Source organism: Hominimerdicola alba 8 (genome assembly GCF_000178155.2).
Classification (GTDB): domain Bacteria; phylum Bacillota; class Clostridia; order Oscillospirales; family Ruminococcaceae; genus Hominimerdicola; species Hominimerdicola alba_C.
Genome location: NZ_ADKM02000062.1, coordinates 124,033 through 135,402, shown reverse-complemented (window position 1 = coordinate 135,402; position 11,370 = coordinate 124,033). Strand labels below are relative to the sequence as shown.

General features: G+C 47.9%; 11 protein-coding genes. 5 read left to right on the top strand and 6 right to left on the bottom strand.

Annotated elements, in window-relative coordinates; all coding sequences use genetic code 11:
* Positions 1-6 precede the first annotated feature (6 nt).
* The 5 genes from CUS_RS05975 to CUS_RS05955 form a co-directional block, all read right to left on the bottom strand.
* Entirely contained in the window at positions 7-543 is a 537-nt protein-coding gene (locus CUS_RS05975) for an ABC-2 transporter permease (RefSeq protein ID WP_002848397.1), read from the bottom strand.
* Positions 544-564: 21 nt separating this feature from the next.
* Positions 565-1,410 (bottom strand): ABC transporter ATP-binding protein, encoded by an 846-nt coding sequence (locus CUS_RS05970; RefSeq protein WP_002848172.1) that lies wholly within the window; start codon positions 1,408-1,410, stop codon positions 565-567.
* Between the two features lie 4 nt (positions 1,411-1,414).
* A complete protein-coding gene (locus CUS_RS05965; RefSeq protein ID WP_002848182.1) occupies positions 1,415-1,789 on the bottom strand; it encodes a GntR family transcriptional regulator in 375 nt (124 codons plus the stop codon).
* Positions 1,790-1,835: 46 nt separating this feature from the next.
* Positions 1,836-2,066, bottom strand: coding sequence for a GntR family transcriptional regulator (locus CUS_RS05960; RefSeq protein ID WP_002848471.1), 231 nt, complete (start codon positions 2,064-2,066; stop codon positions 1,836-1,838).
* 1,463 nt (positions 2,067-3,529) lie between these two features.
* Positions 3,530-3,931, bottom strand: coding sequence for an alpha/beta hydrolase (locus CUS_RS05955; protein WP_415753083.1), 402 nt, complete (start codon positions 3,929-3,931; stop codon positions 3,530-3,532).
* A gap of 497 nt (positions 3,932-4,428) precedes the next feature.
* Here CUS_RS05955 and CUS_RS05950 point away from each other — a divergent pair, with 497 nt between their 5' ends.
* Complete coding sequence (locus CUS_RS05950) at positions 4,429-5,751, top strand: glycoside hydrolase family 3 N-terminal domain-containing protein (protein WP_002848328.1); 1,323 nt, start codon at positions 4,429-4,431, stop codon at positions 5,749-5,751.
* 15 nt (positions 5,752-5,766) lie between these two features.
* The gene (locus CUS_RS05945; RefSeq protein ID WP_002848602.1) at positions 5,767-6,531 is read left to right on the top strand and encodes a type III pantothenate kinase; all 765 of its coding nucleotides are present in this window, start codon (positions 5,767-5,769) and stop codon (positions 6,529-6,531) included.
* A gap of 103 nt (positions 6,532-6,634) precedes the next feature.
* Here the strand turns inward: CUS_RS05945 and CUS_RS05940 are convergent, their stop codons facing one another.
* Complete coding sequence (locus CUS_RS05940; protein WP_002848593.1) at positions 6,635-7,021, bottom strand: Hpt domain-containing protein; 387 nt, start codon at positions 7,019-7,021, stop codon at positions 6,635-6,637.
* A gap of 283 nt (positions 7,022-7,304) precedes the next feature.
* On the opposite strand from CUS_RS05940, the gene CUS_RS05935 reads away from it, so the two are divergent.
* The 3 genes from CUS_RS05935 to CUS_RS05925 all read left to right on the top strand — a co-directional run bounded on the left by CUS_RS05935 (position 7,305) and on the right by CUS_RS05925 (position 11,254).
* Positions 7,305-7,850, top strand: a complete 546-nt coding sequence (locus CUS_RS05935; RefSeq protein ID WP_002848528.1) for a helix-turn-helix domain-containing protein — start codon at positions 7,305-7,307, stop codon at positions 7,848-7,850.
* A 270-nt stretch (positions 7,851-8,120) separates the two neighbouring features.
* Positions 8,121-9,536: a WG repeat-containing protein gene (locus CUS_RS05930; RefSeq protein ID WP_002848242.1), complete on the top strand. Its 1,416-nt coding sequence runs from the start codon at positions 8,121-8,123 to the stop codon at positions 9,534-9,536.
* A gap of 371 nt (positions 9,537-9,907) precedes the next feature.
* Complete coding sequence (locus CUS_RS05925) at positions 9,908-11,254, top strand: citrate/2-methylcitrate synthase (protein ID WP_002848657.1); 1,347 nt, start codon at positions 9,908-9,910, stop codon at positions 11,252-11,254.
* Positions 11,255-11,370 lie beyond the last annotated feature (116 nt).

Genomic DNA, 11,370 nt, shown 5'->3' with positions numbered 1-11,370 from the left:
GAAAATTTATCGAAGAAAGGTCGTTCGGGTATCACAGACCGGGGACCAATAACGGAGATGATGCACCCTCCTGCCGCTATAAAAACCTTTTTTGCCTTTTTTTGCACCCGGTCCGTAAATGCTCAGGTATATGATCGCGGCAAAAACAAGGCATATCGTGAATAACAGCAATGCTGCCGAGATGATCGGTGTGATATCACTGTGCCCGCCCATGAACGCGCCTGCTGTTACAGGTATGAAAAATATCACCGTCTGGGCAGCAGCAGTCAGCAGTGCCGAAATATATCTCCCCAGCACTTCCTGTCGGCGGCTTATGGGGAACAGCGCTATGGTCTTGTCAAAACCTGTTTTTTCGTCTTCAAAGAACAGTGCCATAGTGAGCATCTCTGCCAATATCGCTGAACCGATGGGTATTACTGCCGAAACAGCACCCTTTTTGAACGATGACAGCGCTGACAGTACAGAAATGAACAACTCACAGAATAAAACTGTCTTGTAGTTTATTTTCAGTGATATGATATCCTTAGTCAGTATGCCTTTCATGTGGTCAACTCCTCAGCGATGTCAGTCTATCTCTTTTATCATAAATATGAACAACTCTTCTATGGTCACAGGCGAAAGTTTCATGCCTGCGGGGACAGCATCTCTCCTGACAAGCACCTGAACGCCGTATTTGCCCGATTTCCTGCCGCGTATCGCTGACGGGTCAAGTTCTTTCAGCTCTTCTTCGGTGGTGTGTGCTATGGCATATTCTTCCAGCAGAACATCTTTCTCCTCATTAAGGAGCACCTGCCCCTTGTGTATGAACGAAACATAATCGCACAGCTTTTCAAGGTCGCTGACTATGTGCGAAGATATCAGTATCGAATGTTCTTCATCGCGGGTGAATTCGTAGAAGATATCGGTAACTTCGTCCCTTATCACAGGGTCAAGACCGTTTGTGGCTTCGTCCAGCACCAGCAGTTTTGCATTGTGTGAGAGCGCTATGGCTATGCCCATCTTCATTTTCATGCCTCGCGAGAATTCCTTGAACTTCTTGTCACGCGGGAGTTTGAATTTGTCCATATAGCTTTCAAACAGCTTCTCGTCCCAGTTTCGGAAAGTGTTCTTCATCACCGCATTTATGTGCTTGTATCTGAAGCTGTCGGGTATGCCGACTTCGTCCATCACCACGCCGATATCCTCTTTGATGTCCGCAAGTTCGGTGTCTGCATCTCTGCCGAGGATTTTAATGCTTCCCTCATTTTTGAGTATCACGCCCAGCAGACACTTTATCAGCGTGGATTTGCCCGCGCCGTTCTCACCTATCAGACCCAGTATACAGCCGCCCGGAAGCGTCAGGTCAACGCTGTTCAGCCTGAAATCCTTGTATTCCTTTACCAGTCCTCTTATCTCTATCGCATTTGTCATTTTGTTATTCCTCCTCCGAGATGTACTCGAACATCTCGATAAGTTCCTGCTTTGACAGTCCGCAGGCTGCCGCCAGCTTGCCTATCTCTGTCATGAGTTCTTCTATTTTTCTGAGATTTGCTTCTCTTATAAGTTCAACGTTCTTCGGTGCCACGAAACAGCCTTTAGCCGCTATGGTGTAGATAAAACCCTCGCGCTCAAGTTCGTCATAAGCACGTTTGGTGGTCACAACACTTATCTTGAGGTCTTTTGCGAGGTTCCTTATGGAGGGCAGTGCTTCGTCCTCTTTCAGCGCCCCGCTGATTATCTGGCTTTTTATCTGACTGTATATCTGGTCGTATATCGGCGCACCGCTTTTGTTATCTATAAATATATTCATCTATCCACCTCATTTCCCTGTGTTTTATCTCGTTTTCTCTGTTCTGTCATACCACCGTGAAGCCATCATCGGTGCGGCGCAGTATACCCTCTCTGCAAAGCGCTTCATAAGCCCTGCCTGTGGTCAGCCTGCTGATGTTCAGTTTATCTGCCAGCACCCTTACAGCGGGAAGAACTTCCCCCCGCGCCAGACTGCCGTCCTCTATCAGCGCACGTATCTGCCCCGCCACCTGCTCTATCATCGGCTGATGGCAATTTGTGTCTATCTTTATTTCCATTTTGTCGCCTGTCTTTCTTTATAGTTCCGTTTCTTTTTATGACTATCCATTTAGCACACTATAGCAATCCGCCTTAAAATTCAGACAAAATCCAGTCACAAAACCCATAAATCCTAGCTTTTGCGACTGGATTTTGTGAATTTAAACAGTTGGATTGCTATAGCTGAAAATGCTGTAAACAAAAGGATAATTGAGCGCCCATACGCCAACCACCTTAAGTTCTGTAAAACCGCCGTTTTTGTGGTGTGTCAGCGGGATAACCACGTTTCCTTTTTATCTTTTCTGCTTTTGCTGTCTTGCTCAGAACGACCGCCGCGAATACTGCGCGATACCGTCAGTGCGTATCTGCCTGTAGTTTTTCTTTTTCATAGTATTGCCTCCTCTGTTTTGTCTTACACTTTTGTTATTTCTCAGCCCGAACTGTGTTCACTGTTTATCTCGTCCGAACTGTATGTATACAGTATACACAGTTTACACAGTTTTGTCAATACGGTCAGCAAAAGTTTGAGGATAAAGCACAATACAGCTGGCATAAATCACGTTCCGAATGTACTATATGCACAAAATAAAAACCTCGACTGTATATACACAGCTGTATACGCAAACAAAACAGCCCCCCGACCATGTCGGAGAGCCATCCTGCGGTAAAATTATTTATAGGAGAGGGTTAAGTCTATGTTGTTACGCTCTTTTTTGAGCCTGACTATAGTATACTCCCGCTCACTTAAACCGACCTTAAAAAAGTTGTATTCTCGCAAAAAACATACGCAAACAAAACAGCCCCCCGACCATGTCGGAGAGCTATTCTGCGGTAAAAATATTTATAGGAGAGGGTGAATTCTATCTTGCTTCGCTCTTTTTTGAGCCTGACTATAGTATACTCCCGCTCACTTAAACCGACCTTAAAAAAGTTGTATTCTCGCAAAAAAATCCCCGCAAACAAAACAGCCCCCCGACCATGTCGGAGAGCTATTCTGCGGTAAAATTATCTATAGGAGAGGGTGAATTCTATCTTGCTTCGCTCTTTTTTGAGCCTGACTATAGTATACTCCCGCTCACTTAAACCGACCTTAAAAAAGTTGTATTCTCGCAAAAAAATCCCCGCAAACAAAACAGCCCCCCGACCATGTCGGAGAGCTATTCTGCGGTAAAATTATTTATAGGAGACGGTGAATGCTGTATTATCGTGTTCTTTTTCTGAACCTGTTTACAGTATACCCCGCTTTGCTTAAATTTACTTTAAAGAATTTCAGTTAAAACATTTTTTATTTCTGCCGCCCGAATTTTGGGGAAGATAAGGATAACTCGAAAACAAAACAGCCCCCGACCATGTCGGAAGGCTGTCCTGCGGTAAAATCAGTTATAGGTGAGGGTGTTTCTATACGACTCTTTCTCTGAGTCAGACTATATTATATCCCGCACCGCTTAATTTTACCTTAAAGAAAACAAGTTTACACCAAAATCTATTTACCCATATATCTATTGTAGAAATCAGCCGGCTTGTCAAAAGGTATCGCACTTCTGTCGCCGCCGTCATAAAGGTCGGTGTGTACCGCACCCTCGATGACCGGCAGTTCCTTGTTGTCGGCGTACTTGCTGTCGCGGGTCATGTTCTCATAAGCGTCCTTGCCGAAGTAGAAGCTGTGCGCCTTGTCGCCGTGCATTACCATAACTGCCGAGCGTGTCTCATTTACCGCGCCGAAAGGTCCGCACATTGCTATCGCTGGCAGTCTGCCCTCAGCGTTCAGCGGGGTGTACATGTCTGCGGCAAGGGTGATGCCGCAGCGGTTGTGGAAAGTCACTTTCCTGTGCGATACTTTGTCTGATTTAGGGAAAGTCTTGTCCCATTCCTGCACTATAGCGATCCGCCTTAAAATTCAGACAAAATCCGGTCACAAAACCCATAAATCCCAGCTTTTGCGACTGGATTTTGTGAATTTAAAAAGTTGGATCGCTATAATTCCGGCTTTTCTTCGGTCATATAGAATTCCTCCGTTCGTTTATCGTAAGTTAAGAGCCATTTTCAACTTGCTGAGAGTATAGCACAATATCTGTAAAATAGCAAATACTTATTCTGAAACAGTGTGTATGCTCAAAAGGCATAGCGCAGATGACCCGTCTGCCTGTATTGACTTTGGGGGGCAGATGTGCTAAAATGAAAAGTAGTACTGCCGCAGTTAAAGGGGTAATATATATAGTAAACGACATTAAAAATTTCACATAGACCTCTCGCAGATACTGCGATCAGCATTGACTGTGTCGAATGCGTGTATCTGTGAGCGGGATAAGTATGAAATTTTATGCCGTTTACCATAAAGCTGTCGGCATGACTGCAAATATATATGGATATGGGGAGTAAAAAATGCGTAAAAAAATAACAGCATTCATCTGCGCGGCATCTGCGGCGGCAATGCTCAGCGTAAACGCTTACGCCGCCGACAGTTACAAGACAGGCGATGTCAGCGGTGACGGTGTCATCAATGTCACTGATGTGTCAAAAACTGCGGCACATGTCAAGGGTGTAAAGTCGCTGAAAGGGGCATCTCTCACTGCGGCTGACATGAACGGCGACGGAAAGGTAAACGTGTCGGATATCTCGCTTCTGGCTGCAAAAGTCAAGGGCATCGACCCTAACGCCAACAGGTCGGAAGCTGAAAAGGCACTTGATAAAATGACACTGCATGAGAAAGTCTGCCAGCTTTTCATAGTCACGCCCGAATCGCTGACGGGATATGATAAGGTGATATATGCCGATGATAACCTCGACAGCGGGCTGAAAAAACACCCTGTGGGCGGCATCATACTTTTTGCCGCAAATCTCGATAATGTCACCCAGACTAAGGGGCTCATAAGCTGGGCGCAGAAGTATAACAGCGGTCATTCGGCTGTGCCGCTTTTCGTTTCTGTTGATGAAGAGGGCGGCACTGTGGCAAGGTGCGCACAAAAGCTGGGCACGACTTCTTTCTACAATATGTACGAATACCGCTATCAGGGCACTGACAAGGCTTACAGCAATGCCTATACCATCGCGAATGACATAGCGGCGCTGGGCTTCAATCTTGACTTCGCACCTGTTGCTGACACCTGGTCGAACCCGAATAACACCGTCATCGGCAGACGCGCATACAGCGACAGTTTCAGCGAAACTGCCACCCTTGTGGCATCTGCGGTAAAGGGCTTTGGTGACGGCGGCGTGGCTTGTACGCTGAAGCATTTTCCGGGTCACGGCGATACTGCCACCGATTCGCATGTGGGCATGGCTTGTTCATATAAGACTGTCAGCCAGCTTGAAAAGCAGGAATATCTCGCATTTAAGAGCGGTATAGCCGCAGGCGCGGATATGGTGATGGCAGGTCATATAACCATGTCAAATATAGACGGTCTGCCCGCTACGATATCTTCGACCATGATAAACGGCGAACTGCGCGGCAAACTGGGATATAAAGGCGTGGTGGTCACTGATGCGCTGGGCATGGGCGCTGTGGCGAATCTTTACAACAGCGGTGACCTTGCGGTGAAGTGCCTGCTGGCGGGCGATGATATACTGCTTATGCCCGCAGATCTGTCTGCCGCAGTAAAGGGCGTTGAGAATGCTGTAGCCAACGGCACGCTTACCGAAGAACGAATAGATGAGAGCGTGCTGAGGATACTGGCGCTTAAGGAAAAGCGCGGGATACTTAAATAACGGAGGTAAACCATAATGCTGCTTGCTGTGGATATAGGCAACACCAACATCGTACTCGGCTGTATCGAGGAGAACGATATAATCTTCCGCGAGAGGATATACACAAACCAACTGGCGACCGACCTTGAATACGCCGCCAATCTCAAGACTGCTATGGATATGCACGACATCAAACCCGAGAGCATAAGCGGCGCTATCATATCATCGGTGGTGCCCACCATGACGGCGACTTTCTCGGCGGCGGTGCGCAAACTGATAGGCGTAAAGCCTAAGGTGGTAGGTCCGGGACTGAAAACAGGGCTTTCGATCGTGATAGACAACCCCGCACAGCTGGGCAGTGACCTTGTGGTGGACGCAGTGGCGGGCATAAACGAATACCCCGCACCGATGATAATAATCGATATGGGCACAGCGACCACCCTTTCGGTGGTGGACGATAAGAAGCGCTATCTCGGCGGCATGATAGTCACAGGTATGGCAGTATCATCAGATGCGCTGATACAGCGCACAGCACAGCTTCCGAAATTCGCTTTTGAGAAGCCCAGACATGTCATCGGCACCAACACTGTTGACTGTCTGAAAAGCGGTCTGATGTACTCAACAGCCTGCGCACTTGACGGCATGGTGGAACGCATTGAGGAAGAACTGGGTCAGACCTGCACAGTCATCGCTACAGGTGGTCTTGCACAGACGGTCGTGCCGCTCTGCAAGCGCGATATGATTTTAGATGACGATCTGCTCCTTAAAGGTCTTAATCTTATCTATAATAAGAATATCTGAACTGTACAGCATAAGTCCCCTGTGTATCATCGGGGGATCTTTTCTGATATGATAAAAAGGACACCCTTGCTTAAGATCGGCAGGAGCGTCCTTTTTTGTATTGTCACTTATCTTTTGGGAGATCTTCTCTGCCCGCCAGCAGGCGGCTGATACATTCCGCGATGCGGCGGTAAGCCGAATATGCCTTGCCAAAATTCTCGCGCGCCCTGACCTCGTCGCCGCTGCGCACAGCTTCAACAGTGTCAAAACAAAGCCTGTAAAGCCTGTTCATCGACAACGTGCCTGTCACCGATTTCATGGCGTGAAAGGCTTTGATAAAGCCGTCACGGTCGCCGCTTTCAAGGCATTTTTTTGCTTCATCAAAAGTGTTCTCGGTGAGGAAATCCACCAGCAGCCCCTCGTAAAGCTCTGCCTCATCCATGAATTTTTCAAGACCCTCACGGTAATCTACACCGCAGTTTTCAAGTTCAAGTATATCTTTTTCGTTCACTGAGATCACCTCCTAAATATATTATACGATAATAATTCACAAATTTCAATATATTTTTAATATTTCTGTAAAATACACAAAGTCAGGCAGGTTAAATTTGTTGTATTTATATATCTTTTTTGATGTGTATACCGTCAAAAAAGAAGATAATGCCATATATTCCTGTTTGTGGAAAACTATTCTGCAAAAATATAGAAATTGTTACTTGACTTTTGTGGGAATTGTGGTATAATATTAGTGATAAGAATTTCTGAACACAGACTTTATGGGGGAGTACAGAAATATGAGTTCATTTGCAGAAAATCTGCGTGCAGCTATGGCAGAACGCAGCCTTACACAGGCTGAACTGAGCAAGCGCACAGGTATTTCAAAGTCGTTCATAAGCCAGTATCTTTCGGGCAAATTCAAGCCGCGTGATGATAAGCTGTCCGCGCTGGCACAAGCGCTCGGCACCACAAAAGGCGCTCTGCTGGGGTATGAGAGCCGCTCGGCTGACGGTGTTGAGAATGTGGCAAGCGGCATCATCAAGGTGCCTGTATACAGTGCTGATGACCCCCACAATGCTTGGGGCGAAGAGTATGCGGGGGCTGAGCATGGCAACTACCGTTTCTATATCTGCCGCGATGACAAGAACAGACCATTCGTGATGTTCGGTGACTACCTGCTGGTCAGTGTTGACGAGATAGGTCCCACAGGTCTGTATGCGGTGGTCAAAGAGGGCGTGGAGCGTGTGTATTTCCGTGAGTTCTCAGAGCCGAGAAGAGAGGCTAATGAACTGGGGCTGCGCATCATCGGGCGTGTCTGCGAGATAAGAAGAAAGATGACATGATAAGAGTTTCAGAGTCGGGTGAGGCGTTCCTGCCCGACTGTTTTTGTGCAAAAAATCCGATTTTTTGCGGCATTTGTGATAAAATTTTCACTGCTATCTTGCCCGCAGCGATATTGACACAGGGGCAATGATGGTATATAATAGACTATATGGCTATCTCCTGTCAGATGCGGTCGTAATGTGGTGACGGCAGGGCGGGGGAGTTCTTTCGGTGCTTGAAAGAAAGATATATGACCGTCAGAACGTGACCATTAGTAAGGAGGAATAATAATGGATAAGCTATTGCGCGGTGCAGCTGCGGCAGCTGCGGCAGCCGTAATGCTGGCAGGCTGCTCGGTGCCCGGTATAAACTCAAAAGGCGGCGGCAGTGACAAGATGACAGGTTCATATAACTACAGCCCCACCGAAGCTGCTGAAGCAGAACAGATATATGACTGGCTGATAAGACCTTCCATCACAGCCGACAACATAATATCGTTCGATGCCAGCCGCATCGACCCTGATAATGCCGACAGCAAGATGTATCTGAATTACTCAGTCATCAGGCAGACAGGCAAGTACGGTCTTATCGACTATTCGGGCAACATTGTGATAAAGCCCGAATATGATAACTACTACCTGTGCAGCTGCGGTGAGATCGTGCTGTTCAACGCTATCGATGAGCGTAAGGAAGAATATGAGTACTGCACTGTCGGTGCTGATAAAAAACTCACATCTTATCCCGAACATACCGAAGATGATACCAACGTTTACTACTGGGATACTGCTACGCAGAAGGTCTTTGAGGGCGTGCGCGGCGAAAACACTGTGACTGAATATACAGGCAAAAGGGCTGTGGCTGTCACTGAAGCGCAGGTAGAAATGGATGACTACGGTACACTCGATGTCACTGTACCCGAAGGTGCGCTGTGCGGCATGGCTAAAGAGGGTCAGCTTATAATAGACTGCATGTATGATGCTTACTATGCCCCCACCTACAAGGGCGTTGGCTCAACTGCCGTCGCTTTTATGAACGCTTCGGGCAAGTGGGGCTATTTCGATGCTGATGGCAGCCAGATCATCGACTTTATCTGTGACGGTGACCCGAATGCCTACAACGGCATGCTCAACGATGACCAGATGATAACTCACCCGTTCCTGTTCTGTGATGACTATATCCCCGTTTATAAAGACGGCTTCTACAGCTATTACGACTTTTCGGGCGAGCAGGTAGTGCGTTCGGGCGAGTTCGCACAGGCAAGACCTGTCAATAACGGCAGGGCATGGGTAAAGCAGGGCGAATACTGGGGCGTTATCCAGCTGGGCGATATAATCGAGGAAGAAAAGCCGAAGAACGACAGTTCGTCCTCTTCACAGACCGAAACCACCACGACAAGTTCAAGCACATATTACTGGACTCAGACTTCCGACTCGACCGAGAGCCAGCCTGAATATACCGATGTATGGACTGCTGCCACCGATGCTAACGGCAACCCCGTCACCTCAGCTTCCGATGTGTGGACTGATACGGGCGTATATACTGATACCGACATAAACACCGATACATCGGCATGGTCTGATACCGCCGCGACCGAGCCTGTATACACAGATGCTCCCGCAGTAACCGACCAGCCTGTTGTCCCCGATCAGGGCGGCAACGCTGAACCTGCCGCACCCGATGCGCAGACAGGCTTCTTTGAATACTGATGACTAAAAGCCCCGATGCGTATTATTATGCGCATCGGGGGCTTTTTTTATTCACGATCCGTAATTCATGATCATTGGCATGACCGATAGTTTGCCGTTTCGTCGCAAGGTCGTGCCAAATTTTAGGGGAGGGTGTGGGTTTGCCACCATCTCCAACGGATAAGAACAACAAACTTTCGCGGCGGGAATTTATCGCTCACCTGTGGGAAACGCATTTCAAACTGTAGGGCGTGGGCGTATGCGAACGCCCTTAAAATAAACGCACGATACTCTCCCCTGAATTATGAATTCTAAACGTTGTGCGGTAGTTGACAAAAAGGGCGAACTGTGGTATAATATTTAAATACGTGATGAAAGTGAGATGAAGCATAATGGTAAACGATACAGCGAGAAAGCTGCTCTGCCAGCAGTTTGTTACAAACAACACCATAGACCCTAAGTTCTACGACAGATACAGCGTTAAGAGAGGTCTGCGAAACGCCGACGGTACAGGCGTTACAGCAGGTCTTACCAACATCTGTAACGTTCACGGCTATGTTGTCAATGAGGGCGAAAGAATGCCCATAGAAGGTCAGCTGATCTATCGCGGCTACAATATCAACGATCTTGTAGGCAATGCGGTGAAAGAGAACCGTTTCGGCTTTGAAGAGATAGTTTATCTGCTGCTGCTGGGTGAACTGCCAAATAAGGACGAACTTGCGGCGTTCAAGATGATGATAGCGGAGAACCGTCCGCTGCCGCAGGATTTCTTCTCGGATATGATACTCAAAGCGCCTTCTAAGGATATCATGAACAAGATGTCCCGCGCGATACTGGCGCTTTATTCCTACGATGATAACCCTGAGAACCGCGCCCCCGAATACGAAATGGCGACGGCTATCTCGATAATCTCCAAACTGCCTTATATCATGACGCTGGCATATCAGGTCAAGCGGAGGACTTTCGACAATCAGACGATGTTCCTGCACCCTCTTGACCCCAACCATAACACCGCCGAGATGATACTGGCTGCCATCAGACCCGACAGGCAGTTTACCGATGACGAAGCTAAACTGCTCGACCTGCTGATGATGCTCCACGCTGAGCATGGCGGCGGCAACAACTCCACTTTTGCCTGCCGTGTGCTGACTTCTTCGGGTACTGACCCCTATTCGGCTTATTCGGCAGCTATCGGCTCGCTGAAAGGTCCTAAACACGGCGGCGCGAATATCAAGGTGTCAGCGATGCACGAGTGCATCAAGGCGAATGTTGCCAACTGGGACGATGAGGGAGAGGTCGCTGATTTCCTGATAAAGATGCTCAATAAGGAAGCATTCGACAAATCGGGTCTTATATACGGCATGGGTCACGCAGTATATACCCTGTCAGACCCCCGCGCTGTCATACTTAAGGCTAACGCAAAGCGTATGGCTGAGGGTACGGAGTTCGAGAAGGAGTTCCGCCTGCTGGATACTATCGAGCGCCTTACACCCGAACTGTTCCTGAAGGTAAAGGGCAGTGACAAGGCTATGTGCGCTAACGTGGATATGTATTCGGGCTTCGTCTACAGAATGCTCGGTATCCCGCAGGATCTGTTTACTCCCATGTTCGCAGTATCGAGAATGCCCGGCTGGTGCGCACACAGGTTTGAAGAACTTGTCACAGGCAAGCGCATAATCAGACCCGCATACAAGGCAGTTTCCAAAGAAAGGGAATATGTGCCGATAAACAACAGATGATATCAGAGCCGATGCAGTGATGCGTCGGCTTTTTTGCTGTCTGTTATCGGGTCGGTGTGCGTAGGGTGAAACTTTGGTGTTGAAAAGGAAACAATTTGCACGAAATTAGTTAATAA

Coding starts and splice junctions, on each gene's coding strand:
- CUS_RS05975 (WP_002848397.1), bottom strand. CDS start 543: ATGAAAGGCATACTGACTAAGGATATCATATCACTGAAAATAAACTAC.
- CUS_RS05970 (WP_002848172.1), bottom strand. CDS start 1,410: ATGACAAATGCGATAGAGATAAGAGGACTGGTAAAGGAATACAAGGAT.
- CUS_RS05965 (WP_002848182.1), bottom strand. CDS start 1,789: ATGAATATATTTATAGATAACAAAAGCGGTGCGCCGATATACGACCAG.
- CUS_RS05960 (WP_002848471.1), bottom strand. CDS start 2,066: ATGGAAATAAAGATAGACACAAATTGCCATCAGCCGATGATAGAGCAG.
- CUS_RS05950 (WP_002848328.1), top strand. CDS start 4,429: ATGCGTAAAAAAATAACAGCATTCATCTGCGCGGCATCTGCGGCGGCA.
- CUS_RS05945 (WP_002848602.1), top strand. CDS start 5,767: ATGCTGCTTGCTGTGGATATAGGCAACACCAACATCGTACTCGGCTGT.
- CUS_RS05935 (WP_002848528.1), top strand. CDS start 7,305: ATGAGTTCATTTGCAGAAAATCTGCGTGCAGCTATGGCAGAACGCAGC.
- CUS_RS05930 (WP_002848242.1), top strand. CDS start 8,121: ATGGATAAGCTATTGCGCGGTGCAGCTGCGGCAGCTGCGGCAGCCGTA.
- CUS_RS05925 (WP_002848657.1), top strand. CDS start 9,908: ATGGTAAACGATACAGCGAGAAAGCTGCTCTGCCAGCAGTTTGTTACA.